This window comes from Kitasatospora sp. NPDC033851, assembly GCF_055576085.1.
The window spans coordinates 34,493-59,855 of record NZ_JBVIRL010000031.1 but is presented as its reverse complement, the minus strand read 5'-3'; the positions used below and the strand labels follow the sequence as shown (position 1 = coordinate 59,855).

25 protein-coding genes are annotated in these 25,363 nt (G+C 71.2%); 16 read left to right on the top strand and 9 right to left on the bottom strand.

Going from position 1 to position 25,363, the window contains the following annotated elements; translation table 11 throughout:
* Positions 1 to 84: 84 nt before the first annotated feature.
* Positions 85 to 438, bottom strand: coding sequence for a hypothetical protein (locus ACZ51D_RS37050; RefSeq protein WP_465626213.1), 354 nt, complete (start codon positions 436 to 438; stop codon positions 85 to 87).
* A 420-nt stretch (positions 439 to 858) separates the two neighbouring features.
* Entirely contained in the window at positions 859 to 1,428 is a 570-nt protein-coding gene (locus ACZ51D_RS37045; protein WP_465626215.1) for a hypothetical protein, read from the bottom strand.
* Positions 1,429 to 1,825: 397 nt separating this feature from the next.
* Here ACZ51D_RS37045 and ACZ51D_RS37040 point away from each other — a divergent pair, with 397 nt between their 5' ends.
* Both ACZ51D_RS37040 and ACZ51D_RS37035 read left to right on the top strand, forming a co-directional pair.
* Positions 1,826 to 2,422: a hypothetical protein gene (locus tag ACZ51D_RS37040; RefSeq protein ID WP_465626217.1), complete on the top strand. Its 597-nt coding sequence runs from the start codon at positions 1,826 to 1,828 to the stop codon at positions 2,420 to 2,422.
* A gap of 50 nt (positions 2,423 to 2,472) precedes the next feature.
* The gene (locus ACZ51D_RS37035) at positions 2,473 to 3,006 is read left to right on the top strand and encodes an EF-hand domain-containing protein (RefSeq protein ID WP_465626219.1); all 534 of its coding nucleotides are present in this window, start codon (positions 2,473 to 2,475) and stop codon (positions 3,004 to 3,006) included.
* Positions 3,007 to 3,052: 46 nt separating this feature from the next.
* On the opposite strand, the gene ACZ51D_RS37030 is transcribed toward ACZ51D_RS37035, so the two are convergent.
* On the bottom strand, positions 3,053 to 3,220 hold the full coding sequence (locus ACZ51D_RS37030) for a hypothetical protein (RefSeq protein WP_465626221.1): 168 nt from the start codon (positions 3,218 to 3,220) through the stop codon (positions 3,053 to 3,055).
* Positions 3,221 to 3,410: 190 nt separating this feature from the next.
* On the opposite strand from ACZ51D_RS37030, the gene ACZ51D_RS37025 reads away from it, so the two are divergent.
* The 4 genes from ACZ51D_RS37025 (at position 3,411) to ACZ51D_RS37010 (ending at position 9,044) form a co-directional block, all read left to right on the top strand.
* Complete coding sequence (locus tag ACZ51D_RS37025) at positions 3,411 to 3,791, top strand: hypothetical protein (RefSeq protein ID WP_465626223.1); 381 nt, start codon at positions 3,411 to 3,413, stop codon at positions 3,789 to 3,791.
* Between the two features lie 260 nt (positions 3,792 to 4,051).
* Positions 4,052 to 6,400 carry an Orn/Lys/Arg family decarboxylase gene (locus tag ACZ51D_RS37020; RefSeq protein ID WP_465626225.1) on the top strand — a complete coding sequence of 783 codons (2,349 nt, stop codon included), beginning with the start codon at positions 4,052 to 4,054 and terminating at the stop codon, positions 6,398 to 6,400.
* 229 nt (positions 6,401 to 6,629) lie between these two features.
* Positions 6,630 to 7,349, top strand: coding sequence for an IS6 family transposase (locus ACZ51D_RS37015; RefSeq protein WP_465626227.1), 720 nt, complete (start codon positions 6,630 to 6,632; stop codon positions 7,347 to 7,349).
* A gap of 426 nt (positions 7,350 to 7,775) precedes the next feature.
* Positions 7,776 to 9,044: a YncE family protein gene (locus tag ACZ51D_RS37010; protein WP_465664730.1), complete on the top strand. Its 1,269-nt coding sequence runs from the start codon at positions 7,776 to 7,778 to the stop codon at positions 9,042 to 9,044.
* Here ACZ51D_RS37010 and ACZ51D_RS37005 read toward each other — a convergent pair.
* Complete coding sequence (locus ACZ51D_RS37005) at positions 8,926 to 10,233, bottom strand: replication-relaxation family protein (RefSeq protein ID WP_465664729.1); 1,308 nt, start codon at positions 10,231 to 10,233, stop codon at positions 8,926 to 8,928. The genes ACZ51D_RS37010 and ACZ51D_RS37005 overlap by 119 nt on opposite strands.
* Between ACZ51D_RS37005 and ACZ51D_RS37000 the strand changes: the two genes are divergently transcribed.
* The 3 genes from ACZ51D_RS37000 to ACZ51D_RS36990 all read left to right on the top strand — a co-directional run bounded on the left by ACZ51D_RS37000 (position 10,228) and on the right by ACZ51D_RS36990 (position 12,442).
* Complete coding sequence (locus tag ACZ51D_RS37000; protein WP_465626233.1) at positions 10,228 to 10,359, top strand: hypothetical protein; 132 nt, start codon at positions 10,228 to 10,230, stop codon at positions 10,357 to 10,359. The two genes, ACZ51D_RS37005 and ACZ51D_RS37000, sit on opposite strands and share 6 nt — an antisense overlap.
* A gap of 414 nt (positions 10,360 to 10,773) precedes the next feature.
* On the top strand, positions 10,774 to 10,995 hold the full coding sequence (locus tag ACZ51D_RS36995) for a hypothetical protein (protein ID WP_465626235.1): 222 nt from the start codon (positions 10,774 to 10,776) through the stop codon (positions 10,993 to 10,995).
* Positions 10,996 to 11,161: 166 nt separating this feature from the next.
* On the top strand, positions 11,162 to 12,442 hold the full coding sequence (locus ACZ51D_RS36990; protein ID WP_465664728.1) for a hypothetical protein: 1,281 nt from the start codon (positions 11,162 to 11,164) through the stop codon (positions 12,440 to 12,442).
* Positions 12,443 to 13,179: 737 nt separating this feature from the next.
* On the opposite strand, the gene ACZ51D_RS36985 is transcribed toward ACZ51D_RS36990, so the two are convergent.
* From ACZ51D_RS36985 to ACZ51D_RS36975, 3 genes are all read right to left on the bottom strand, one after another.
* Positions 13,180 to 14,199, bottom strand: a complete 1,020-nt coding sequence (locus ACZ51D_RS36985) for a hypothetical protein (RefSeq protein ID WP_465664727.1) — start codon at positions 14,197 to 14,199, stop codon at positions 13,180 to 13,182.
* Between the two features lie 39 nt (positions 14,200 to 14,238).
* Positions 14,239 to 14,601 carry a hypothetical protein gene (locus ACZ51D_RS36980; protein WP_465626663.1) on the bottom strand — a complete coding sequence of 121 codons (363 nt, stop codon included), beginning with the start codon at positions 14,599 to 14,601 and terminating at the stop codon, positions 14,239 to 14,241.
* A gap of 112 nt (positions 14,602 to 14,713) precedes the next feature.
* Positions 14,714 to 14,893, bottom strand: a complete 180-nt coding sequence (locus ACZ51D_RS36975) for a hypothetical protein (protein ID WP_465664726.1) — start codon at positions 14,891 to 14,893, stop codon at positions 14,714 to 14,716.
* An 18-nt stretch (positions 14,894 to 14,911) separates the two neighbouring features.
* Here ACZ51D_RS36975 and ACZ51D_RS36970 point away from each other — a divergent pair, with 18 nt between their 5' ends.
* Positions 14,912 to 15,319, top strand: a complete 408-nt coding sequence (locus ACZ51D_RS36970; RefSeq protein ID WP_465626667.1) for a transposase — start codon at positions 14,912 to 14,914, stop codon at positions 15,317 to 15,319.
* Between the two features lie 204 nt (positions 15,320 to 15,523).
* Here ACZ51D_RS36970 and ACZ51D_RS36965 read toward each other — a convergent pair whose 3' ends face one another.
* A complete protein-coding gene (locus ACZ51D_RS36965) occupies positions 15,524 to 17,278 on the bottom strand; it encodes a lipase family protein (protein ID WP_465626669.1) in 1,755 nt (584 codons plus the stop codon).
* A gap of 225 nt (positions 17,279 to 17,503) precedes the next feature.
* On the opposite strand from ACZ51D_RS36965, the gene ACZ51D_RS36960 reads away from it, so the two are divergent.
* Together ACZ51D_RS36960 and ACZ51D_RS36955 are read left to right on the top strand one after the other, a co-directional pair.
* A complete protein-coding gene (locus ACZ51D_RS36960; RefSeq protein ID WP_465626671.1) occupies positions 17,504 to 17,776 on the top strand; it encodes a hypothetical protein in 273 nt (90 codons plus the stop codon).
* 801 nt (positions 17,777 to 18,577) lie between these two features.
* Positions 18,578 to 19,129, top strand: coding sequence for a hypothetical protein (locus tag ACZ51D_RS36955; RefSeq protein ID WP_465626673.1), 552 nt, complete (start codon positions 18,578 to 18,580; stop codon positions 19,127 to 19,129).
* Positions 19,130 to 19,182: 53 nt separating this feature from the next.
* On the opposite strand, the gene ACZ51D_RS36950 is transcribed toward ACZ51D_RS36955, so the two are convergent.
* On the bottom strand, positions 19,183 to 20,508 hold the full coding sequence (locus ACZ51D_RS36950; RefSeq protein WP_465626675.1) for a pectate lyase: 1,326 nt from the start codon (positions 20,506 to 20,508) through the stop codon (positions 19,183 to 19,185).
* Positions 20,509 to 21,204: 696 nt separating this feature from the next.
* Here ACZ51D_RS36950 and ACZ51D_RS36945 point away from each other — a divergent pair.
* The 4 genes from ACZ51D_RS36945 (at position 21,205) to ACZ51D_RS36930 (ending at position 24,895) form a co-directional block, all read left to right on the top strand.
* Positions 21,205 to 21,702, top strand: a complete 498-nt coding sequence (locus ACZ51D_RS36945; protein WP_465664725.1) for a MarR family winged helix-turn-helix transcriptional regulator — start codon at positions 21,205 to 21,207, stop codon at positions 21,700 to 21,702.
* A gap of 510 nt (positions 21,703 to 22,212) precedes the next feature.
* On the top strand, positions 22,213 to 22,776 hold the full coding sequence (locus ACZ51D_RS36940) for an NADPH-dependent FMN reductase (RefSeq protein ID WP_465626679.1): 564 nt from the start codon (positions 22,213 to 22,215) through the stop codon (positions 22,774 to 22,776).
* 285 nt (positions 22,777 to 23,061) lie between these two features.
* Positions 23,062 to 24,339, top strand: coding sequence for a low temperature requirement protein A (locus tag ACZ51D_RS36935; RefSeq protein WP_465664724.1), 1,278 nt, complete (start codon positions 23,062 to 23,064; stop codon positions 24,337 to 24,339).
* A gap of 88 nt (positions 24,340 to 24,427) precedes the next feature.
* On the top strand, positions 24,428 to 24,895 hold the full coding sequence (locus tag ACZ51D_RS36930) for a nuclear transport factor 2 family protein (protein WP_465664723.1): 468 nt from the start codon (positions 24,428 to 24,430) through the stop codon (positions 24,893 to 24,895).
* Positions 24,896 to 25,363 lie beyond the last annotated feature (468 nt).

Sequence of the window (25,363 nt, the reverse complement as noted above, 5' to 3'; positions counted from 1 at the left end):
CCGAAGCCTGGCCGCCGTAGTAGCTGTCCTCACGACCACCGATGACTGGTTGCTCCTACGGTGTGCCCGGCTTGGCGTCGAGATTCAGCAGGAGGTGGTCGAAGAGGGCCGCGGGCGTCCCGGGACTGGCCGCTCGGAGAAGGAAAATCGGTCCGGTCGCTCGGTCCATCCCCATCGGGTCTGGGACGCGTGCCAGCCACCGTCACCTCTGGGAGTCAATCTGATCTCACTTGCTCCGTACCCCACACTCATGACGTCGCCGTCGACCTCGACCAGCTGGCAGTCCATAGCCTTGAGCCACTCCTGGACGACGCCGGTGAACCACTCCTCGCCCGGCGCCTCGAAGTTGCGCAGCAGCGCCGGGTCGGCGGTCGTCACGGGCCCGCCGCGGAAGACCCGGTTCAGGTGGGCCACGTTGATGATGTCGTGTCGCGTCACGAGCCGACTGTGCCACTGAGCCGGTCCACGGCGGGTCAGCCGCGCGCAACTCCACGTCCGCCCGGGCGATTGGCGTGCTGATCACACATGACGGACGGTTCACGTCCGCTTAGCCGCTTAGCCGCTAAGCCCGGGGTTGAGTGTGTGGCGGACCTCCCCGGTAGATTGAACGTTGCGGCGGCGTCGGGGGCCCAGCCCGGAGCAGCCCGTGCGACAAGGTGCGGGTCGGCTGGCGTCGGGCCGCTGCCCGCCCGGTCCGGGCGCTGTCGGCCCCCGGACCTGCAACGGCGAGCTGATGGACGCGTTTCCTGGGAAAGGGAACCGTCGGCCCCCCGCGCCTGAACGCAGGTACGCGTCGTCGTCCAGACCGGCAGTGTCCGCATGCGATGTCTCGCCTGTTGGTGAAAGTCCGAACCGTGCTCAGGCCCGTCCGGCGGCGGCCAGCGCTTCCCGCAGGTGGAGGCTGAGGAGGGCGCCCTCGTCGCCGTCGACGTCCACGGAGGCGCGTAGCTCAGGCAGGTGGCTTTCCAGGCCGGCCAGCAACTGGTCGAGGGCGGGCGCGCTCCAGGCGCGGGCGTCGGGGACCGAGGTGTCGTCCTCGTCCTGTTCCTCCCACGGCCGTTCCACGGCGATCCAGCCTGTCGCCGGGCTGTAGACCACGCCCTGGCAGTAGGACATGCCGGTGTCCTCGTCGAAGACGGTGCGCAGGAAGTAGTGCACCGTCACGGTGCCGGCCCGCAGTGCCTCCACCTGTGCGGGGGTGACCTGCGAGGAGGTGTCGAGGTGCTCCTGGAGCTCGTAGGCAGCGAACTGCCCGAGGTCCGGGTCTCCGCCACCGGGTGCGAGCAGCCAGCGCTCCATGTCCCAGCCCCCGAGCTCGGGGTGCAGACGGTGAAACCCCTCGTCCACGACGGGGCTGCCCGCCTCGGCCGGACCAGGAGTGACGGCCCTCGGCGCCCGTCGTGGGTGGTGCTTCTTGTGGCGTCCCATCAGCCCCTGTCCTCCTCGAAGTCGCCCTCCGACCGTGCAGTTCACGGCCTTCGCGCGGCGCCCACATCGTAGGGCCGCGCCAGCGACCCCCATTTCGAGTCGGTCACTTTCTGAAATCGCAAGCAAGCCGTCCGTGCACACCGCTACCCTCGCGTCGACGACCGCGATCGTCCCGAAGCGGAGGAGGGAACACGGTGCAATCGGTCACCGCACGGTTCACCCAGCTGCAACACCACGTCGCCCAGCGACGCGGTGCCGTCGAGGCAGCTGAGCCCGCCAGCCCAGGCTTCGACGAGACGCTGGCGGCCCTGCTGACCGCCACCGATGCCCTCCTCGACCACACCGGCCGGATCCCGAACTACGGGAAGCCCCCGCACGCCGGACCACCGAGCTCACGGTGCTATGGGGCTCACGCGGCCACACCGCCCTCACCGGCCTCACCGCAGCCGTGGTGATCCCCGGCTGGATCGCCTGGGGCTGGCCGATCCTGCTGCTCCCCCTGCTGCTGGCGGGCCTGACAGCGGGGTGGAAGGTACAACCGGTACGGGCCGGCCGCCCGCACCGGGGCCGCCGCGCGAGCGCGGTCCTGGCCGCGGTGAGCGCGCTGCTGCTGAGCGCGGTGGTCGACATGCTGGCCATGACCGGCACCGTGTCGTGCGTGGACGCGGCCGGCGCGCCCTCGGCCACCGGCACCTTCGAGCGGACGGTCACCATGCCGGCCGCCGAGTGCACGGGCGACGAACACGGCGACACCTCGACCACGACCGTCCACTGGCTCGACGGGACCGTCTCCACCTTCCGGTTCGACAAGATCGACGTCGTCAAGGTGAACGGTACGGCCTCACTGGTCGTCACCCGCGGCGTCACCCCCGACAGCGCACGCTTCGCCGGCGACACCGTCAACGCCGTGGGCACCAGCACCGGCACCGGCTGCGGCACCCTCGCCGGTGAGACCGCCGTCGACTCCACCCTCGTGCTCCGCCTCACCCAGTGACCGGCCCGGCGACCGCCACCCGCCCCGCCCGCACCCGAAGGAAGACCGGCATGCCGCTCCCCTCGACCCAGCCCCACCCGGCCCCGGCCGACCCCACCACCCCGAAGGCCCGCATCTACGCCATGCTGGACACCGACGGAGACGGAGTCGCCTCCCGCCACGACTACTTCGTCCGCATCGAACGAACCCGGCGGGCAACCGGACGCGACGACGACGATCCCCTGGTCATCGCCGCGCGCACCACGGGCGAACGCGCCTGGGCCGCGATGGACGCCAACGGCGACGGCCTGATGACCTACCCGGAGTACGAGGCCTGGGTGGACGCCGAGAAGTTCGACACCGTCTGCCAGTACGCCCTGGGCGCCCTGTTCGACCTCGCCGACGCCGACCAGGACGGCGCCCTGGACCGGACGCAGTTCACCACGCTGCGCCAGGCCCTCGGCAACCGGGCCGACAACGCCGACGCCGCTTTCGACGCACTGGACGGCGACGGCGACGGACGCGTCGGCCGCCAGGAGTACCTGGCCTCGATCCGCGCGTACGTCACCGGCGACGGCTCCCCCACGGGCGATGCCCTGTACTGACCCGCTCCCGCACCGCCCTCGCTCCCGCCTGGGCGGTCACCGGCTCTCACCGGTGTGCCGACGACGACGCCGGCTCCTCGTGCACCAGACCCAGCACCTCCAGGAGGAGCCGGCAGTTCTCCGGGCCGAGCGCGCGGGCGGCTATCTCCCTGCGCGCCCGGCGTCGCACCGCTTCCGGCACCTCTCCGCCCGCCGGTTCGAGAACCTCGCCCACGGACGCCGGATCCCAGTTCGCATGAACCACCACATCACCCCTTCGCATGCGGATGAACCGTCCAGGCTACTGCGCCGGCACTGAGCACCGGAAGGGCGACGAGCGCCCCGGCCAGGGGTGTCACAAGCCCAGGACTGGACAGGCGCAGGACAACAGCTTCCACAGCTTCCAGACGCGAGGACGGGACACCATGACCTCCAAGAAGCCGGCAGCCCACCACTCCATGGACGAAGGGCAGGCCAGCCGCCACCAGGGGCGCCAGCACGGCTGGTCGGGCGACATCGACGCCGAGCACCAGGAACCGAACGACAGCGCCCACCGCTCCTTCCATCCCGACACCTACGCTCCCGAGCCCGGCCCGGGGCGCGAACCCGCCGCCGAGGAGCACCGCGAGGTGCCCGGGAACACCGTGCACAGCGAAGGCTCGCGCGGTGAGGACCAGGGGCCTTCCGAGAACCGACGCGACCACGGCCCGAAAGGCCCCTCCGGCCGCCCGTCGGGGTCGTACTCGCCCAAGACCCGCACCGGCATCGACCCGAAGGAGTCGGACAAACCCGAACCCGGCCACTGACCGGCCCCGCCCGAAGGCGCCTGAGCCCCGGTTCCTCCAGCGTTCCCGTCCGGTAGCGCGACGGCGTGCGCGTGCGGACGCCACTGCGCAGCCCACTCCGTAGCCCACTCCGCCGCACGCCCGCTCGCACTCGACGGGGGCACGACCGGTGCGCCACCCGATCGGGGGAACCGAGTGGCAAAGGCCGGTGGCACGCGCCCGGTCGCGCGGACACTGGGCCGGCATCGACGGGTTCGTGGTCTGGGAAGGTGTGCTGAGCGATGGGGAAGAGCGAGATCCTGCTGGCTTTGCCCGAGGGGCCGGTCCGGTCGGGAGCCGCCGGCGAACAACTCCGCCGGGTGGGAAAGGAGTTGGAGAACCGGGGCTTCGAGCTGCGCTGGGCCGCCAGCGCCCGCGACGCCCGGGCCGTGCTGCAGACCGAGGCGGGGATCGCCGCCGCCGTCGTCGCCTGGGAGCTCCCGCCCGGAGCCGGGCCCGACTCCGGCGCCGGCCCCGGGCCGGGCGGTGCCCGGGACGGTGGCGCCGCCGTGCTGCGGACGATCGGGCGGCGCTTCAAGGACCTCCCCTCCTTCCTCGTCATGTCGGACGACTCGGAGCGGGAGTTCGAGGCACTGCCGCTGTGGGTCTCGGAGGTGGTGACGGGGTACATCTGGCCCCTGGAGGACACCCCGGCCTTCGTCGCCGGCCGGGTCGAAGCCGCCGCGCGGGCCTACCACAGCGACATCCTGCCGCCATTCTTCAAAGCGCTGCGCGGGTTCGACGACGCGCACGAGTACTCCTGGCACACCCCCGCCCACTCGGGCGGCGTCGCGTTCCTCAAGTCCCCGGCCGGGCGGGCGTTCTTCGACTACTACGGCGAGCGCCTGTTCCGCACCGACCTGTCGATCTCGGTCGGCGAGCTCGGTTCCCTGTTCGAGCACAACGGCCCGATCGGCGAGGCCGAGCGCAACGCGGCCCGGGTCTTCGGGGCCGACCGCACCTACTTCGTGCTGCACGGCGACTCCACCGCCGACCGGATGGTGGGCCACTACAGCGTCACCCGGGACGAGATCGCGCTGGTGGACCGCAACTGCCACAAGTCGGTGCTGCACGGGCTGGTGATCTCCGGCGCCCGCCCGGTCTACCTGGTGCCCACCCGCAACGGGTACGGACTCGCCGGGCCCCTGCCGCCGACCGGGACGGATCCCGCGGCGGTGCGCGCCCGGATCGCGGCCAACCCGCTGGCCGCCGACGCCGTCGACGCCCAGGCGCAGTATGCCGTGATCACCAACTCGACCTACGACGGCCTCTGTTACGACACCGTCCGGACGGCCCGCGCGCTCGCACCCAGTACGCCCCGGCTGCACTTCGACGAGGCGTGGTTCGCCTACGCCCGTTTCCACCCCCTGTACGAAGGCCGCTACGGCATGGCGGTCGGCCCGGAGACCTTCGACGACCCGCTGCGGCCCACGGTCTTCTCCACCCAGTCGACGCACAAGCTGCTTGCCGCCCTCTCGCAGAGCGCGATGGTCCACGTGCGGTCGGCCCCCCGGGCACCGGTCGAGCACGAGCGGTTCAACGAGGCCTTCATGATGCACGGCACCACCTCGCCGTTCTACCCCGGGATCGCCTCGCTCGATGTCGCCACCGCCATGATGGACGGCCCGCAGGGGCAGTGGCTGATCGACGAGGCCGTCACCGAGGCCATCAGGTTCCGCCAGGCCGTCGTACGGACGGCACGGCGGATCGCCGCCGCCGGCGACCGGCCCGCGTGGTTCTTCGGCGTCTGGCAGCCGGACACCGTCACCGACCCGGCCACCGGTGAGCGCTTCGACTTCGCCGACGCCCCGGCCGCGCTGCTGAGCCGGGAGCCGAGCTGCTGGCACCTGGAACCGGGGGCGGACTGGCACGGCTTCCCCGATCTCACCGAGGGGTACTGCCTGCTCGACCCGGTCAAGGTCACGCTCACCTGCCCCGGTGTCACGGCCACCGGTCAGACGGCGGACTGGGGCGTTCCGGCCCGGATCCTGACCGCCTACCTGGCCGGCCGCGGCATCGTCGTCGAGAAGACCGACAGCTACAGTACCCTCCTCCTCTTCTCCATGGGCATCACCAAGGGCAAGTGGGGCACCCTGATGGACGCGCTGATGGACTTCAAGGCGCTGCACGACGGCGACGCCCCGGTCGACCGCGTCCTGCGCGACCTCGTCGAGCAGTACCCCCACCGTTACGCGGGCCTGACGCTCGGGCAGCTCTGCCGGCAGATGCACGAACACCTCACCGGGGCCGAGCTGATCGACGCCCTCGACACGGCGTTCCGTGAGCTGCCCGAGCCGGTCGCGCCGCCCCAGCACTGCTACCAGCAGCTGATCCGGGGCGGCACCGAGCGGCTGCCGCTGGCGCGGGCCGCCGGCCGGGTCGCGGCCGCGATGGTCACCGTCACGCCGCCCGGGATCCCGGTGCTGATGCCGGGCGAGGCGGTCGGCGGGCCCGACGGTCCACTGCTGCGCTACCTGGGGGCGCTGGAGGAGTTCGACCGGCAGTTCCCCGGGTTCCGCAGCGAGACCCACGGCGTCACGATCGACCCGGCCACCGGCGACTACCTGATCGAGTGCGTCCGCGAGCCGTGACCGGCCGCCGAAACCCGGCGCCGTGCGCCGTGTGAGCGCGGCCGGGGCAGGGGACTCTCGTGCGATGAAAACGGAAATCACCGTGCAGGTCGACGGGGCCCCGCGTCGGCTGACCGTCGACACGCGCACGACGCTGCTCGACGCCCTGCGTGAACGGCTCGGAGGGCGCTGTCACGTTGACCGAGAAGTGGGATGATCTTCGGGGCGGTCGTGGCTGGGAGGGCCTGTCGTGGGTGTCGTGTCACCGGCGTACACGAGGCACCGGTACCCGGTCGAGGTCATCTCCCACTGCGTGTGGCTGTACTTCCACTTCCCGCTCTCGTTCCGGGAGGTCGAGGAGCTGATGCTGCAGCGCGGCGTGATCGTCTCGCACGAGACGGTGCGCCGCTGGTGCGCCAAGTTCGGCCAGGCCTACGCGGACGGGCTGCGCCGCCGACGGCCCACGGCGGGCGACAAATGGCATCTCGACGAGGTCTTCATCAAGATCAACGGGGTACGGCAGTACCTGTGGCGGGCCGTCGACCAGTACGGCAACGTCCTGGACATCCTGGTCCAGTCCCGCCGGGACGCGAAGGCCGCCAAGCGCTTCATGGCCAAGCTGATGAAGAAGCAGCGCCGGGTCCCGCGGGTGCTGGTCACCGACAAGCTCCGCTCCTACGCTGTCGCCCACCGCGAGCTCATGCCCTCGGTCGAGCGCCGCTCGCACAAGGGGCTGAACAACCGGGCCGAGAACTCCCACCAGCCGACAAGGCAGCGCGAGCGCGCGATGAAAGGCTTCCGCTCCATGGGTGCGGCACAGCGGTTCCTGTCCGCGTTCAGCGGCATCTCACCCCACTTCCGCACCCGACGACATCTGCGCACCGCCGCCGAATACCGGCTTGAGATGACCATCCGCTTCACCATCTGGGACCACGTCACCGGGAACACCGGCCTGCCCGCCGCAGCCTGACCCAAGCCCCGAGACCGGCCCCATCACACCCCGATACAGCATCAGATGATCAAGCACCCGTTAACGTGACAGCACCGTGGAGACCTGCTGGACGATGTGCAGGCTGCGGCCGGGGCGCCGGGCAGCCCCGCCGACGCCTCGGTCTCCAACGAGGACCTGGCCGCAGGCCGTTACGACCGGGCGCGCTACGGAGCGGAGGTCGCCTGAGCAACCTTGGCCCTCCAGGGAAAACCAGGGGGTTTCACGGTTTCCGTGCGGTGGGCGGGAGACCGGCGGACCGGCAGGCGGCGACGGGCGGACGGCCCCGCCGCGAACGCGTCCGCCGCCGACGTCTTGCCAGCGGACCGGCCCCCTCCCTACCGTTGAATGGCGCAAGCTGACAGACCGTCTCACAACCCGTCGTGCCACCCCCACGAAGGAGCGACGATGTCCAGGACAGGTCCCCGGCGCCGACTCGGCGTCCGATCCCTTTGCACCCTCGCGGTCGCGCTCGGCCTGCTCGCCCCGGCCGCCGCCACCAGCAGCGCCGCCCCCGGAGCCACCACGGCGCTACGGGAGGTGATGTTCGTCGGCAACAACTGGGACGGCACCGCCGACGTGATCGAATCCTCCGGCGCCCTCAGCAAGGTCGGACGGATTGACGTCATCCCCGACAAGGACCAGCGGCTCGCCGAGATCTACCTCAACCCCGTCAAGCTCGGCTACTTCCTCGGCATCCGGCTCGGCCCCGGTGAGGGCCACGACCAGTTCGTCGACGACATGTACAGCACGCCGGACGGCACCGCCGTGGTCGTCTCCCGGCCCAGCTTCGCCGACGTGGTCTCCCTCGACCTCGCCACCGGGCGGGTCAACTGGCGCTTCCCGGTGGCGGGTTACCGCGCCGACCACATGGCGCTCTCGCCCGACGGCACCCGAGTGGCGGTCTCCGCCTCCACCGCCAACACCGTGCACGTCCTGGACGTCCGCACCGGCGCCGAACTCGGCTCGTTCCACACCGGGGACAAGCCGCACGAGAACATCTTCACCGACGGCGGCCGGCAGCTGTGGAACATGTCCATCGGCAACGTCGAAACCGCCCTGGACGCGCCCTGGCTGGACTGGACGAAGGGCGACCGGCACATCACCGTCGTCGACGCGGCCACCCTCACCCCGATCCGCGAGATCGACATGCGCAAGCGCCTCGACGACGCCGGCCTCGGCGGCCTCTCCAACGCCGTCCGGCCCGCCGTCTTCTCCCCGGACGGCACCCGGCTCTACTTCCAGGTGTCCTTCTTCAACGGATTCCTGGAGTACGACGTGGCCGCCGACCGGATCACCCGGGTGAAGACCCTCCCGGTCGACCCGGCCGCCAGTACCGACCGCACCACCTGGCCCAACGACTCCCGCCACCACGGCCTGTCGACGAGCCCGTCGGGCGACCGGATCTGCGTCGCGGGCACCGTGGACGACTACGCGACGGTGGTCGACCGCGCCACCCTCCAGGAGGGGCCGCTGGTGCCCGCGTCCAAACCGTATTGGGCGACGGTGAGCGGGGACGGCAAGTCCTGCCTGATCTCGGAGAGCGGCGCGGACCAGGTCACCGCCATCGACTTCGCGACCGGCCGCAAGACCGCATCGGTCGCCGTCGGCCGCCACCCCCAGCGTGTCCGCCTCGGCCACGTCCCCACCGGCTGGACCGGGCCCACGAGGCCGTAGCGCGCCGAGCCCGTGGCGGAGCGTCGGTCCTCTTCGGCGTGGCGGCGCGTTCGTCCCGGGCCAGCTTCGAGCCCTCCTTCCCCCCGATCGAGCCCCGGCACGTCCAGCACGGGCGCAGCGCGGCGTTGGCCGTGCGGGCGGCCTCCAGCCGCTCTTCGGCCTCCCGTTCCATCCGCTCCTCGCGGTCCTGGTCGCAGGGCCAGCAGCGGCCGCCTTGGCGGCGGGTCCACTCGACCTGTCCCTGGCGGCCGTACTCCCAGGTGCTCTCCTCCTCGGGAACGTCGCCGCAGTCGATGCAGACCAGGGAGTCCGTCAGCTCCTGGTGGGCCTTGTGCTCCTCGTCCTCGCGGGCGGCCTGGCGCAGGTCGTAGGCGGCCCGGTTGTTCGGGTTCTCCAGCGCCTCGATGAGGGAGTGCCGGCCCGAGCGGCCGTAGCGCCACCACACCGGCCCGAGCGGGCCGTGCTCGGCCAGCAGCTGAAGGGTGGTCGCGATGATGGGCACGGCGTCGTCGTATTCGCGCCAGCCGTCGTCGTTGTAGTCGCGGACCTCCCTGCGCCAGCGGCCGCGCCAGCAGCCGGCGGACAGGTCCCCGATCGCTTCCTGGCGGTTGGTCAGCGCGACCGGTCCGGCGTCGGTGACGACCAGGGCGACGGGCGGGTACCCGGCGCGGGTGTGGGTGCCGGGGTAGGCGCGGCGCCACCAGTGCACCGTCCGGTCGGCCGGCTCTTTCTCGGCGAGGGCCGGGTCGTTGTCGCGGACCGTGGTGCGGAACAGCTCGCGGTACCGGGGGAACTTCGCGGCGACGTCGGCCGGGGCCATGGTGGAGCGGTCGACCTCGACCATCAGCACCGGCACCCCGACCTCCGGGGCCTGCCACACACCGTCCGGACGCACCTTGCGCCGCCCGCCCGGCAGCGGGAACTCGGTCTCGGTCGACCAGGACCGCACCGTGCCGACCCCGCCCGCGGCCCCGGGCGCGCTGCCGCCCAGGACGAACGCGGCGATCGTCTCGTTGACCGCCATCGCGTGCTGGGCACCAGTACGTCCGGCGCCCCGAGCCGTACCTCCCATCTCCGAGCGGACCATCCCGAGCACCGCAGCGGCCGCATCCAGCCCGGCAGCGCCCTCCAGCCGCCACGTCTTGTGCCGATCCCGGGTATTGCCGTCCGAGGCGACCAGGCCATGCAACGCGAGATCGCCCAGCGCGCCGCCGCTCCCCGCTACTCGTTCGGCGGTGGACTGCTTCGCGAACGCCGGGCCGACGGCGTGACCGGCCTGGAACTCTCCACCACTGCAGCCCCCTGGGGAGAGTGAGCGGCCCCAGTGGCACGCCAGCTCAGCCGGGGATGACCCAGCTGAACCGGCTCCCCCGTGGCGGGGACACGCTGGCCGTGCAGGACCCGACGAGGCGTGCTTCGCCCTGTCAGAGCTGCGTCCATTGTCGGCGGGGGAGCAGCTGCCGCCGTGGGAGTAGTAGCGCAGACGCCGGCACCGGGGTGGTCGGCGTCCGCGCTGCCCTGGCGCAGCCAGTTGTCATCGACGCCGTCCGTGCAGGCGGCGAAGCCACCGCAACCCCCGCCCGCGACCGCGACCGCGACCGCGGGACCGTAGTCACTCCCCCACCGGCCCGAGTCCAGCCAGCCCGGTGGCCTCCACCCGCCCTCGGGGTGGAGGCCACCGCCACACCGTGCGGTCGGGGACCGCCAGGCACTGTGCCGTGGTGCGGACATGCGCGCGGGTGAGCCGGCCCTCGGTACGCATGGCGAGCAGACGGCGCACCACGGGAGCGCGCAGGACCTTCAACGACGCCACGTCCAGAGCGGGCTCGGCCCCGGCCGGCGCAGAGCCGAGCGGCTCCTGCGCGAGCTCGGCCACCCCGGCGACCACGACGACGTCGCCCTCCTGATCGCCCGGGTACGGCCCGACGGGTCGGGAAGCGGCCCGTCATGAACGATGGAGCGGCCGGGACGCCGATCGGGTGAGGGAGATGGTTTCCACCTTTCACTCCGCGATGCTTCGACTGCGGAGAGTTGTTGGTGGCCTAGCGTGATGACGCACCATCCCCGAGCGCCGGCCCCTGGCCTGGGTGGTCTGCCATGGCCGAAAGGGAATGACCATGCACGTTGTCTCCAGCCGCACCCCGCTCACCAGGGCCGCCCTCGCAGCCTGTGCGGTGTCGGTGCTGCTCTCACCGTCCGCGATCGCTGCCCGGGCGGAAGCCGGCACACCCGGGGGCGGCCGGGGCGCGGTGGTCACTCTGAGGACCGCGAGAGTCGGGGCACCCGGGAACCCGTCGGTCGCCGTGGTGCCGTTCACCGACGCGATCTACCAGTCCTGCGCCGACGCGCCACCGGACTCGACGGACTGCCTGACGGTCGGTAGCGTCGGCGCCCCCTACGAGATCGGACAGCTCGAGGTCACCGTGGGCCAGTGGGTGGCCTTCCTGAACACGGTCGACCGCCGCGGGCGCGATCCGCACGACCTGTACGACCGGAGCGAGAGCGCGGCGGCCTGGCCCAAGTACGGCCCGATCAAGTTCTCGCCCACCGCGGCCGCCGGCCACCACTACTCCGTGGCCTACCCCGAGTGGGCGGATAAGCCGTACGGCTTCGCCGACTTCCTCAGGGCGGCCCGCTTCGTCAACTCCCTCTACAACGGACGTCTGGTCTCCAGGCGGACCGACACCAGCGGCGGCTTCGAGTACGTCACCTACCAGGTGGAGCTATCGACGCAGACCGAACGCGGGATGTACGACCTCGCTCGGCCCGACGCCACCCGCGCCCACGACTCCGGCTTCGTGGTGCCCAGTCAGGACGAGTGGATCAAGGCCGCCTACTACGACCCCAACGGCGGCGGCACCTACTCCTACTGGAAGTATCCGACCAACCCCGGCGTCTTTGGCGACGGCGACGCGAGCGCACCGTCACCCACCGTCCTCGACCCCGCCACGGGCGACGTCACGAACGCCGCCGCCCAGCCGCTCGCCTCCTACCACGCCACCAACCAGCCCGCCCCGAGCTGGTGCCCCGGCCAGGTGCAACCGGCCGTCTGCTCGACCGTCAACCCCTTCGGACTGGACCCCCTCGCCTACCGCGCGTTCTACCAGGGCAGCCTCAGCACCGTCGGCCAGGCCCGGACCACCTCCCCGTGGGGCACCCTCGACCAGGGCGGCAACGCGGTCGAGTGGACCGACACCATCACCCCCGCACCCGCCGGTGGCGACTCCGCCCGGGTCTGGCGCCGGCAGCACGGAGGAGTCTCCAACGCTCCGGCCTACCAGATGTGGCCGTCCGCCGTCGGTCTGGAACCACAGGACAATCCCTTCTTCAGCCACGTCTATCCCTGGCTCGGGTTCCGGATCGGCGTGATCGGCGACCGCAGCCCCTGGGCCCCCTGACTCCCTGACACCCTGTCGGCGCCGTCGGACGGTAGCGGCGCGGGCAGACCGCCACAGCGGCGGACACGGCACGGACAGCGTCCCGGGCGCGCCGAAGCGACAGGCAACGGCGTGGCAGTACCCGGGGCTTGCGCGTGAACATGGCGGGCGTCCACGCAACGAGGAGCACAGGCGCAGCCAGCGGCGAAGGGTGTCAAGAGTCCGGCGTCGGCCGATGAACCCAGGGAAACCGGTCCGTCCGCACGCGGGCGCTGCAAGACGCGGGTGCGACGGTCGGTGGCATGCCTGTGCCAGTCGGGCGCGGGAGGGGAACCGTGCTCGGCCAGCAGCTGAAGGGTGGCGGCCACGATGGGCACGGCGTCGTCGTACTCGCGCCAACCGTCCTTTGCGGTGCGGTGCGGGAGCCGCACCCGCGGTGCGGTGCGCGCGGAGCCCGCGCGGCCTGTCCATAGGCGCGCCGCGCGCTGCTTGGGAGCGTGCCCGGCAGGTTCTGCGACCAAGGTTGCGGGGCCGTGCTGACATCTCACCGGCAGCGTTCTCACAGCCCCGGCAACCGGCTGACACCCTGCCGCCACCCGGCTGACATCCCCTGACAGCGCCCGGGTGGCCCGTCGATCGCCCGGTTCCGCAACCGGGTGCAGGCGCCCTTCCAGGAGCCGTACCCGGCGGGCAGGTACACCCACTGTGAGCCCACCACCCGGATCACCCTCGGCTGACTGAGGTCCTTGAGCAGCCGCTCACGTGACCGGCGCGAGCGTGGGGTAGACGTCCCGCCAGCGGTAGCGGGAGCTGTGATGGTGCCAGTGCACGTAGCCGGTCATGAAGCGGTCGAGGTGGGGACGCTGCTCGTCGCCGGCCAGCCGGTGGAGGCGGCGGTGGGTGGCCCGTGCTCCGGCGAGGGTTTCGCGGTAGGCGTCGAGGTAGGAGATCTTGCGTGTCATGGCGTGGCGATAGATCCGGCTGGCCAGGAAGTCGTCTCCGTCGACCGCCTCCTTGTAGAACGACAGCAGGTCGTTGAAGTCGTTGAGGAAGTCGACGCTGGGGCTCAGCGCCGCCGCCCAGAACCGCCGGTTGCTGCGGCTGTCCAAACAGGGGGCGGCGAACTGGAGCGCGGTGGAGAAGAGTTCGCAGTGGCCCGAGCGCACCCGGACGGACTCGGTGTCGATGTCGTCGCACGCGTCCGCGGTGAACTCGCCTTCCATCAGGACACCCGTCATCGCGTTGTAGAAGAACATCTTGTAGGTGGCGAGGAACGTGGCGTCGCAGAACCGGCCCAGGTCGTCGAACATGTACCGGGCGTACCGGGCGTTGGGCGATGACGAGCCCCGTTCGGGCAGCATCCCGGCCTGCAGGATGGCCTCGAACTCCACACGGTCACGCGCGCAAACGTCGTCGACGTAGGCGAAGAACGTCCAGGCCCGGCTAAGAGCCAGCAGGAGATCTCGGTCCAGGTCCGGCAACAGCACAGAGCACATCGGGGCCACATCACGGACCACGGCCGCCGGGCACGGGATACCGAAGGCGGCCAGCTCGGCCGTCAGCGTCCCGGCGACGGCACGAGCCCCGTCCCTGTCGACAGCGTGTGTGACGGTGCCGAACTCGATGCCGATCTCCTCGACCAGGCCGGTGGCAATGACCTCGGCGGCCATCCCGCGCAACCTCGGGTCCGCGATGGCGTCCAGAGCGCCCCGCGGGGTGAACCGGAGGGTGTCGACGCCCGGCGGCGCCGGATGCCTGACGGTACGGCGATGTGTCACGGTGATACTCCTGCGCTGCCTCGAACCAATACCCTTCGCTCAGGTAACGGCGCCAAGACCCGATCGGCACGGTCTCCGGGCACGAGCGCGCCGATCTCGGTGATCAGCGCGGCGCAGCAGGGCGAGGGCCGTGTCGGCGTCGGGGCAGCGCAGGGGTTCGCCGCTGGCGGCGTTGGCGACGAGGCTGCTGTCGATCAGGGCGGTCCAGGTGCCGCGCTGGACGTCGTACTCCTCGATCCTGCCGACGGGGTGGCCGGCCTGCTGGAGTTCCTGGACGCCCGGGTGGTCGGGCCAGGTGAGCAGGAAGAGGCCGTCGCCGAGCGGGGAGCGGTTCGGTGCGCCCAGGCCGCGGGCGCTGGGTGTGCTCCAGCCGGTCGGGCGCTTGAGGGCCAGGCGCGGCACGCCGGCCACCGCGCGCTGGGCGCGGAGCCGGTTGGTGTGGGCGCGCTGGAGGGCGTCCAGGGCGTCGCGACGGTGCGGTGGGTGCGGGCCCCGCTGGCTCGGTCGGTCAGGATCACAGCGGCCCGCTCATCCCGGCACTCGGCGGCGATGTGCCCGGCCTGGCCCACGGGCTGTCCGGCAGCGGCGCGGTCCAGCCGATCGGCCGGCCCCGGTGGAGCAGCTGGTGGACGTCCTCGGCCTGCGGGTCGTCCCAGGAGGCCGCCAGCCAGCCCTCGCCGAGTGTCGGGCTCACGGCCGCAGGGAGACCCGCGTGACCAGAGCCCTCACCGTCACCGGCCTTGGCCTGGACTTCCCCCACGCTGTTCAAGCCGCGCGCATCCTGCGACACCGCACCGACCTCACCACCGGCAAGTGCAGCCGCCAGACCGTCTACGCGATCACCGACCTGACCTCGCAGGAAGCCTCGCCCGAGCAGCTCGGCCGACTCGCCAGATCGCAGTGGACCATCGAGAACCGGCTCCACTTCATCCGCGACACCACCTTCGCCGAGGACGCCTCCAAGATCCGCAAGGGTCACGGCCCGGAGAACATGGCAACCCTGCGGAACCTTGCGATCAACGCCCTCCGCACCGCCGGGCACCGCAACATCGCTGCCGGCCTCCGCCACGCCTCCTACGAGCCCTTCACCCGCCCGCTCGACCTCCTGGGCATCGCCTGACCAGCGAACTCACGAGATCACCGGACTTTGCAACACCCCTGCCGCCGGATGCGGTCGTGTGTGCCACGACGCGCCCACCGCATTGCGCCGGCCGGACACCGTCCGGCGCAGTGCGGGGATGTCAGAGGTGGCCGGGGAAGGAGACGGTCAGGGTGTTGCTCTCCTTGACTTCGTGCTCGATGAAGTGGAGCGCTTACCTGTCTGTCACGGTGTGGTCGGGCAGCTGAAGTTGATGTTGTCAGCCCAGTAACTGCCGCCGAAGATGTCAACCTTGGTGCCGGCGCCCCCTGGGCCGGCGTGCGGGTTGGTGGCGTTCGCGCAGTATGCGGCCTGGGCGACTTGGAGGGTCGGGTACGGGCCCAGCTTTGCGGTGAACTGCAAGGGGACGTCAGCGCCGCCCTGGTCGGCGCATTTGCCGCCGTCGATGAAGTCGCAGGTGCGTTTGCCGGTGACGTCGTCGGGGGTGCCGACGAGGATGTTCCCTGGATCGGCGACGTTGGTGAGGATGAAGACGTAGTAGGACGGGCTGGAGGACGTCTCACTCGGGGTTTGCGTCGTCGGCGTCTCACTCGGAGTTTGCGTCGTCGGCGTCTCACTCGACGGCTGAGGCACCGCACAGATCTCCGTCTGCTGCGGCAGCAGGCCGTCACCGTGGGGCGCCGCCACACCGGACTCCCCGGGCAGCGGCGGGCGTGCGGCACCCCGGGAGGCGGGGACCGAGTTGACGTAGTCCACCACCTCCCGCGTACGGTCGCCGATCTGCTTGGCGGAAGCCGAGCCGCAGTACAGGTAGTTGGCCAGGTAGTGGATGTCGAAGCGCGACTTGACGCTACCGTCGTAGACGACCTGCGGCGCAGCGGCCTCGACTGTGGGGTCGACATGGGAGATCTGTCCACCGGGCACATTGGCGATCTCCATCAGGAGCCAGTCCCAGTTGAACATGACATAGCGTGTGGGGTTGGTGTTCAGTTCCTGGCCGGTGCCGAACGGCGGGGCGATGAAGACCGCCCCGACCGGCGCCCCCGCACCGATCCTGGACAGCGCGTTGCGCAGATAGAGACCGCCCTCGCTATGCGAGATCAGCACAACGCGCTTCCCGCTCTGGAGATCCTTGTGCACGGAGTCCAGCAGCATCGCGTTCACCGGATCGGACGCGAAGTTCGGGTCCAGTGTCTTCTGCATGAACAGCTTGCCGACGTCGGCAATCATCCTCTGTGGCAGCGCGACCGCACCGGCAGCGCTGAGCACGCAGACGGCCTTCACCAGTTGCTCGGTCTCTGGAACGGGGTGGTTGGCGGTGACGGCCTGTGCATGCTGGCAGGCGTTGTAGGTGTACCACGCGATGTCGGCACCGGACGCGTTGAAGATCAGATTGACGTTCACAGGAAAGCCCAGCATCTGAGTGAGTGAGCTCTCCAGCAGGCCTTTACCCTCCCCCGCCGAGACAGCGTCGTTGAGGACACCGTTGACGAAATAGAAGGACAGGCCTGCGCCAGCGTTCGGCGTGTCGCGGTACGCCGCGGGCTGTTCCCCCCGGCCGTGGCCGGATGGGGCCGCCGCACCGAGCGTCGGCGCGGCGGGCGCCGAGGAACCACCGGCAGGCAGGATGTGCCCGTTGAGGACGGCGTTGTTGGCCAGATAGGTCTTCCGGCCCTGCGGGGTGCTCAACTGCTGCAGCTGCCAGTTCACCAGCTCGATGCTGAGGGAGTCCTCGCTGATTCCCGTCATCGCTGCCGACACGCCCTCGAAGGCACGCTGAGCCTCGTCGGGTCCAAGCGGCTTCTGCAAGGCGGCGAGGCGCTGCCGCAGCATCGCGATAGCAGCGGACGGTGAGCTCGCCTTGGACGACGCACCACCGCCAGGCGCGGAGGAGGAGCAGCCTGCTGCCAGAAGCGCCGCCGTAGTGACCGCTGCCGCGGCACGGATACGACGACGATGGCTGGCTTGGATGAACGGCATGGTTCCCCTTGGGTCGTCGTCGTCCGATGCCTGCGGACGACCTGCCCCGAGCCGTTCGGGCGCCGCGGGCGACGGATCATGGCCTCTCCACCGTCGGCCGTACGGCCGGGAACCTCAAGCGGGGTGGGCCACCCAGGTCCTGCACGGCATGTTGATCCGCCTGAAAGGGGAGTAGCCCCTGCCCGGCGTAGGCGGTGCGCAGCCCGTGCCCGCGAGGTGGGCTTCGTGGACAGCTTCTCCCTCGCCATCCACGACAAGGGGGACCGATACGCTCAGCTGCTGCGCAACCTGCCTCCTGGGCTCAGCGAATGGGCGGTCCATGCCGGTCTGGGCGATGTGAAGTCGCGGGCCATCGACGATGGATGGCTCGTGCGCCGGACGGACTACGAGTTCCTGACATCGCCGCAGGCCCGTGACATCCTCCGGCAGGAAGACATACGTGTGATCGACTACCGAACAGTCCAGCAAGTCTGGGCTCACTCCACGAGCTTGCGATGAGGAGCCTGCCCGCCGTCTTCCGGGCGGCGAGCAGGCGAGCTGGGAACCGCGGCCGTCAGCTGGCCGTGCTGGATGCTTCGGCCCGGGCACGGGTGCTGGCGAGGCGGTAGGAGTCGGTGCCGGTCTTGGGTGGGGTGCTGGGCGAGGGCGGCGTGCAGAGTCGATCCGGCCTGCCACGCCGCGGCGTGCACGACGGGCTGCAGCGCGCCGTCCAGGCCGCTCCGGGTGGACGACCCGCCCGTCGACCAGGGCCACCCAGCCGTCGAGGTCCTCGACGTCGCGCTCGGTCCAGCCGCGGGCGAGGCCGGCGCCCTGGTGGAGGGTGCGGATGCCGTCGTGGCCGGTCCAGCGCAGCCACACCGCGCCGTGCACCAGTGGGGAGTCGAGGACCGGGCGGCCCAGGTCCCGGTCGGCGGGTGCGGGCCAGCTCCGGGAGGCGGCCAGCTCCAGCCGCTCGGGTGCGGTGGCAGGGGTCGGGGCGGGTGGTGTCGGTCATCGCATGGTACCTCCGGACGTCGGGAACCAGGTGCGGACGGCCGTCCCGGCCCGAGATGGGACGGGACGGCGGGGTCTTGCGGGGCAGGTCAGCCGGTAACGGTCTCGGCGTGCCGGTGGAGGGCGTCCAGGAGCGCGTTCTGCTGATCGGTCAGCTTGCCCCCGGCCCGAACGGCAGCGCGGCAGACAGGCAGGCGGGGCGCAGCGGGCGGCCGCCCCGAACGGCAGGCACGGCAAGCAGACCGGTGAGCGGGCCGCAGCGGCGGCTAAAGCACTACAGATGATCTTGTCGGCTACGTTTCGTCCGTGACGAATCAGCAGCAGGGCGATATCCACGACATCCGTGAGTGCGGTTGGTGTGGGGAGGAGATGGCCTACCCGCCGCGGCGCTGCGAGGACAGCTGGGAGTTGTGCGCCGCGTGCGGCGCGTGCTTGTGCGACGAGGAGGGCGACGAGGTCTGCCGGAACCGGCACCCCGAGGACGGCCCGCTCTGGTCGGACGGCTCCGTCGACCCGCACAGCACCACGTACTGGACGCAGAGCAACCTCACCCTGAAGACGACCCAGCCGCTGACCGCGCTCACCGTCGAGTTGCGGATCGCCCTGACGGCCGGGGTCCAGGACACCGGCCAGTGGCAGACCCAGCCCGCCGACGCGTTCGACGTGACGGCCGGACAGGAGGGCGCCTTCCTGGTCTACCGCTGGACCCTCAAGCCCGGCCGTACCGTCCCCGCCGGCCAGCACGTCTTCGCCGGGCAGTACAACCACGCGACGGGCGGCCGAGACGCCAAGGACGACACGTACCGCGCCGACACCGACACCAGCTCCGTCTGGGGCGACTTCGCCCGCACCCACTGACCTTCTGACCGGCCCGGTGCGGCGGCGGACCGCACCGGACCGGGGCCGGGACTCTACGGGCGGTAGGTGACGTCGGCCGCGGTGTAGCGGCAGCTGCGGCCGTCGGGGCCGTCGCCGGCCTCCTTGGGCTCGCCGCTGGTGACGCCGGTGTAGCGCTGGCAGACCGTGATCCGGTGGGCGGAGTCGCCGGCGACGGTGAGGCGGGTGATGGTGGCGGTGTCGCCGAGGTTCGCGTTGATGCCCACGATCTTCTTCCCGGGGGCGGTGGCGATCACGTTGTCGATCACGACGTGCCGCTGGTACTGGGTCTTGCAGTTGCCGCACGAGCGGTAGAGCTTGCCGAAGCCCTCGACCCGGAAGTTCTTGATCACGAAGGTGCCGGGCCCGTTGTGCTGGAAGACCTTGTCCGCGGCGCCGCGCGCGCCGCCGCCGTCGACCGTCATCACCTGGTCGGCGGAGGTGCCCTTGAAGGTGGCGGCGTCCTCGCCGACGTTCTCCCACCAGACGTTGCGCAGCGTGCAGCTGCCCGCGCAGTGCACGCCGTCGGCGGCCGGGTCGCCCAGGATGACGTTCTGCAGGACGGCGCCGTCGGCGAGTTCGAACATCGCGGGCTGGTTCTCCGACTGGTCGCCCATGCCGAGCGGCCCCCTGCCGACGAAGCGCCGGCCCCCGCCGTCGAAGAGGGTGACGACCTTCTGGGTGGCAGTCAGCGGTACGTCCGCACCCTTCGGTGCCGGCCACGACGGGATCACACCCGTCGTGTTCGTGGCCGAGGCGGACGGCGTCGGCCGGGGTTCCGCGGACGCGCTCGCGGAAGCCGTCGGCGTCGCCCCGACCGAGGTGAAGGACCAACGCTTCGCCGGGGCGGAGTCGCAGGAGTTCTGCTGCACGGGCGCATCGGTCGCGGTGGAGCCGTCCTTGACGGCCAGGCACTTCCCGCTCGCCGCGTTGACGACGCGGTAGCCGCCGTCGACCGCCTTCACCGTCCAGGTCTGCGCCGCCGCGTCCGTGCACGCCTCCTGCTCGACGGCCGCACCCGCGCCGCTCTTCCCGTCCCGCACCCCGGCGCAGCTGCCGTCCCACGCGGCCGCCAGCCGGAATCCGCCGCCCGTCGCGGTCAGCCGCCAGCTCCGCGCGCCGCTCCGGTCGCACGGCCCCTGGGTCAACCGCGTTCCCTCGCCCGCGCCGTCGGCCGCGGGAGCGTCCAGGCACAGGCCGCTCGCCGCGTTGGCCAGGGTGTAGTCGCCCGGTGCCACGGCGGGTCCGGCCGCATCGGCGCTGGCCCACAGGCCGCCGACTGCGGCGGCGGCCACCAGGGCGACGGTACCGCCCAGGGCCGCGATCCTGGCGTGCCTGGGGCGTATCGCTCGCTTGCTCACGTCTCGGCTGTCCTTACCGGTACGGATTCAGGGAGCCCGGCGTCCCCTCCTCGGGTGCACCGCGCGAACGCCCCGGGTCCGTACCGTCCGCGTCGGCGTTCGTCTCCTGGTTGCCGCCGCTCGCCGAAAGGTTGCCGCACCGTCAGAAATCGTTTTCCGGCCACCATTCTCACTCGGCGGGCACGATGACCCCACCTGCAGCCAGCCGGCCACGTCGACCTCATCCATCGTCGTCCGGCCCGCTCCCGGTGGGGCGGCGTGCCGTCCCGTGCCCAACGAGCCCGGCCCGCCCAAGTGACAGCTTTAAATGGCCCGGTGGCAGCGGCCGCTGGCCGGTGCTGACGTGCAGGCCGCGGACGCTGCGGCCCATCACGTCCACTGCGCGCACCTCCCTCCACAGGCAGCGCGATCAGGTCGACGAGGACCCGCTGGGGTTGACGGGAGCTTGTCCGAGGCGGTGAAGGCACGTTCAGGGCGCAACATGGCCCTGCTCTCTTCGCCGAGTCGCCCTCCTCCCCCGAAAGGGCGCGACTGCGGAACCCCGGGGCTAACCGTCACGCTGATCCGAAGCGGCCGGTGGACCCACTCCAGGATGCCTCCCGGGCGCGGGCTCGCGCGCTGAGCGGCTGCGGGCAGGCCGAGAGTGCCGCTCCGCGCACCGGCCGACCGGCCCCAGGGCGCTGATACGCTCGCGAGATGACCACCTCCGACGGGTCGCCGTCTTCGGACGAACATGCCGACTTGTGGCTGGCGCCTGCTGAGCTGTCGTCGTGGATGTCCGTCGTTCGGCTGATCACGCGCCTTCCCTGGGCCATCGACGCCCAGTTGCAGAGGGACACCGGACTGAGCATGGTCGAGTACATGGCCCTGGCGATGCTGTCCGAGTCGCCCGGGTGGACCCTGCGGATGAGCACCCTCGCCGACCACACCAGCACATCGCTGTCCCGGCTGTCCCACCTTGTGAAGCGCCTCGAAGGCCGCGGCTACGTCCAGCGTGCGCCGGACCCGGCCGACGGGCGTTTCACGAACGCGATCCTCCTGCCCGCCGGCATGAGCAAGCTGGAGTCGGCCGCACCCAGCCACGTTGCCTACGTTCGCCACCTGGTCATCGACAACCTGTCCGGCGAACGGCTGCGCCGCCTCGGCCAGGACGCCGAGCGCATCCTCGGACGCATCGACTCCCCCGTCCGCTGACCCGCGCCGGACCGACGGTCCAGAGGAATTCCGCCCACTCATTTTGACTTGAATTTTAAAGTGAGAGCGACGGCGTGAGCTCGCTCGGACCGCGAGCGAGGTACTACATGCCGGCAGAGCGCAAGAGTCGTTCAGCGGCCGGGATCTGACTTGAGCGGCCGGGCCATCGGGTCTACGCTTTGACTTGAATGTTCAATTGATATAGAGGTCGTCATGACCGCCAACGCACCGGAGCCGGGCCTATGTGCCGATGCTCCCCTCGGGGCCCGGGCGGTGGCCGGCCCAGCGCGCTTCTCCGCCGGAGGCACGACCGCGAGGCGGTCTCACCTGCTCCGCCGGACGCCGCCGTCCACCCGTAGATCAGGTTCACCTCGACCGGCACCGGACAGGGCGCCGGCGTCCCGGCCCCGGTCACCTTCACCGTCGAACGGGCCCAGCACCCTCGGTCCGGGCCCGCCACTCGGCCTGCGGTCCGCGCCGCCCAGGACTGACACACAAGGAACCGTTCCCATGAACACCCTCAAGATCGCAGTGATCCTCGGCAGTACCCGCCCCGGCCGCAACGGGAAGGCAGTCGCCGACTGGGTCATCGACCGCGCCGGGGCCCGGACCGCCGCCGAGTACGAGCTGGTCGACCTCCTCGACTACCCGCTGCCGCACATGGACGAGCCCCTGCCGCCCTCCATGGGCCAGTACCAGGGCGAGCACACCAGGGCATGGGCCGCGAAAGTCGCCGAGTACGACGGATACGTCTTCGTCACCCCCGAGTACAACCACTCCGTCCCCGGCGTCCTGAAGAACGCCATCGACTACGCGTACGAGGAGTGGAACAACAAGGCCGCAGCCTTCGTGGGGTACGGCACCGCCGGCGGCACCCGCGCGGTCGAGCACCTGCGCGCGATCGCCAGCGCGGTCCAGCTCGCCCACGTCAACCAGCAGCTGGCATTCTCCCTGTTCACCGACTTCGAGGACCTCTCGCTGTTCAAGCCCGCCGCGCACCACGACAGAGCCATCACCACCCTGTTCGACCAGGTCGAGTCCTGGGCCACCGCCATGAAAACCCTGCGCAACTGACGACACCCCCGCATCGGGGTCGCCCTCGGCGCGGATACGGAACCGTGAGCGACCGGTGACGATGGCCTCGGGCAAGCGTCCGACCCGCAAAACACGTGCCGCTGCCCACCATGACCCGCCGCGGCATGTCACACGTCCTGGACGTGACCTGCATGCTCAATACTGGCTGGTGCGCGACCGCATCCCATCCGTTCGCCGGCCGCAGGCCGGAAGGAGCACTCGGATACGTCGCCGCCTCGCGCCTTCGCCGTCCTCGGGCAGGCCGGCCTCCAGGAAGTCGCCACCGTGGGCAGTGAGCCTGATCGCGCCGGTGACGCGGAGACAGTCGGCGGCAGCGACCCCGATCGGTCGCCGCGGCTCCTGCACCGCGTCCGGCGTCTGCTGTGGCAGCCACCCAGGTCACATGGAGAGCAGCCACGCGAGCGGGTCGTCGGTCCGCTGGAGCTCTTCTACGACCTGGTCGTCGTCGCGTTGGTGGCGCAGGCCGCACACCGCCTCGCCAAAGAGCTCACCTGGCGTGGCCTCGGCGAGTACGCCACCGTGTTCACGCTGGTGTGGATCGCATGGATCAACGGCAGCCTGCATCACGAACTGCACGGCCGCGAGGACACCCGAGGCCGCACGACGTTCCTGCTGCAGATCCTGGTACTGGTCCCGCTGGGCGCCTTCCTCCCGGAGGCCGGCGGAACCCGCGGGGACGCCTTCGCCCTCGCGGCCGCGGTGCTGTTCGCCGTGCTGGCCGTGCTGTGGCTGCTGGGATCCCGGGGCGACCGGCCCGAGTACCGCCGGACCAGCACGCTCTTCATCGCCGGCACCGCGGCGTGCGCCGCCGTCCTCGCCGCGAGCGCGCTGCTCCCGGCGGGCGCCCGGGTCTGGTCCTGGGGTCTCCTGGACGCGGCCTACCTGGCCGGCTTCGCCGCCGCCGTCATCGCCCCACCGGCGGCGGCGCACGCTCTCGCCGTCACCGCCGCGCTCATCGAGCGCTTCGGGCTCCTCATCATCATCGTCCTCGGCGAGACCGTGACCGGCGTCGTCGACGGACTCGCCCACTCACCCGTCGACGCGCGAACGCTCGCCGTCGGCCTGGTCTGCGTCGTGGTCGGCTTCGGCGCCTGGTGGACCTACTTCGACTTCGCCGGCCACCGAGCCCCCAGACCCGCGCCACCGGCCACCGCACAGTGGATGCTCACTCACCTGCCGCTCACCGCAGCCGTCGCCGCCATGGGCGCAGCCATGGTCGGCCTCGTCGAACACGCCCACGCCATGCGCACCACCGCCGCCACCGCATGGATTCTGTGCGGAGGCGCGGCAACCGTGCTGTGCACGACGATGCTCGTCGCCGGCAGCCTGACCGCCTGGCGCGCGGAACGCCGGCTCTACCGAGCCCTTGCCGTCGGTTGCACGGTGTCGGCGCTCATCTGCCTCGGGATCGGTGCGACCCGTCCCCCGCCTCTGCTGCTCGCCCTGGCCCTCGTGGCACTCTTCGGACTCCCCTGGGGGATCGCCGTCACGTACCGCCTCCGCTCCGGGCAGTCTGCCACCGGCCCGCCACCCGGCCGGTGAGGTGTCCGCGCGTGGGCGAGCAGACACCGCCGAGCGTGCCTCTCCCCTCCCCCATTCACCGCTCTTCTCGCACCCGAAGGATCATCCCGTGGCCATCCACTCCCCGCTCTCCCCTCAAGAAACGGCCGACCGCCTCGCCATCCGGGAACTGTTCGACGCCTACGCCCACTGCGCCGACCGCCGCGACTCCCAGGGCCAGCTGGCCCTGTTCACCGAGGACGCACGATTCCTGGTCTTCATGGACGCACGTTCCGATGAGCCCACCCAGGACCTCCGCGGCCACGCCCAGATCCTCCCGGTCTTCGAGAACCTGCGCACCTACCGTGCGACGACCCACTTCAACGGCCAGAGCACCATCGACCTCGACGGCGACCAGGCCACCGGAGAGTCCTACACCCTCGCCCATCACCTCTACGAGGCCGACGGCCGGCGAACGCTGATGATCGCCTCCCTGCGCTACCTCGACGTGTTCGCCAAGCAGCCGGACAGCACCTGGCTCTTCGCCGAACGCCGCCTGCTCGTCGACTGGACCGAGACCCACCCCTCAAACCCCTGACCCCGCGCTCGACGGCACGGCACCGCACAGACCGGCCGTCACCCTCGACCGACCGACGGACCCGATGCCGCCACCGACATCGGGTGCCGGGACGGCAACAACCACCGGCCGGACGACGGGTGAGCAGCCGCGCGCCGAGCCGGTGAGCAGCGGCGTCCCGACGGCGAGCGGCGGTCTCGCAACGCCGACGGCCGGTCGTCGCCACCAGGTTCCGGTGGATTCGGCGGAACGCCCCCGGTTTCGGCCTGTCTGACAGTCCCTGGGTGGGTGTGTCGCCGTCGGGGCCGGGTCGGGTGCGGGCCCCCGCCCCCGTGCAAACGAGGGAGAGGCCTCGGCGAGGATCGCCGCAAGATGGCGCTCCCTCGACGCCCGCTTCCCCGCCCGCCCGAATTCTGGCCGGCGATGTCGCCGGGCAGGCGGCGCCAATTCCCCCGACGCCTCACTCAAGGCTGACAGAGAGGGGCTCGT

Bases quoted from the DNA above. Each gene is read 5' to 3' on its own strand.
- ACZ51D_RS36965 (WP_465626669.1), bottom strand. From the start codon at position 17,278: ATGCCGTTCATCCAAGCCAGCCATCGTCGTCGTATCCGTGCCGCGGCA.
- ACZ51D_RS37020 (WP_465626225.1), top strand. From the start codon at position 4,052: ATGGGGAAGAGCGAGATCCTGCTGGCTTTGCCCGAGGGGCCGGTCCGG.
- ACZ51D_RS36995 (WP_465626235.1), top strand. From the start codon at position 10,774: ATGCGCGCGGGTGAGCCGGCCCTCGGTACGCATGGCGAGCAGACGGCG.
- ACZ51D_RS37025 (WP_465626223.1), top strand. From the start codon at position 3,411: ATGACCTCCAAGAAGCCGGCAGCCCACCACTCCATGGACGAAGGGCAG.
- ACZ51D_RS36945 (WP_465664725.1), top strand. From the start codon at position 21,205: ATGACCACCTCCGACGGGTCGCCGTCTTCGGACGAACATGCCGACTTG.
- ACZ51D_RS37000 (WP_465626233.1), top strand. From the start codon at position 10,228: ATGCAACGCGAGATCGCCCAGCGCGCCGCCGCTCCCCGCTACTCGTTC.
- ACZ51D_RS37045 (WP_465626215.1), bottom strand. From the start codon at position 1,428: ATGGGACGCCACAAGAAGCACCACCCACGACGGGCGCCGAGGGCCGTC.
- ACZ51D_RS36940 (WP_465626679.1), top strand. From the start codon at position 22,213: ATGAACACCCTCAAGATCGCAGTGATCCTCGGCAGTACCCGCCCCGGC.
- ACZ51D_RS37035 (WP_465626219.1), top strand. From the start codon at position 2,473: ATGCCGCTCCCCTCGACCCAGCCCCACCCGGCCCCGGCCGACCCCACC.
- ACZ51D_RS36990 (WP_465664728.1), top strand. From the start codon at position 11,162: ATGCACGTTGTCTCCAGCCGCACCCCGCTCACCAGGGCCGCCCTCGCA.
- ACZ51D_RS37010 (WP_465664730.1), top strand. From the start codon at position 7,776: ATGTCCAGGACAGGTCCCCGGCGCCGACTCGGCGTCCGATCCCTTTGC.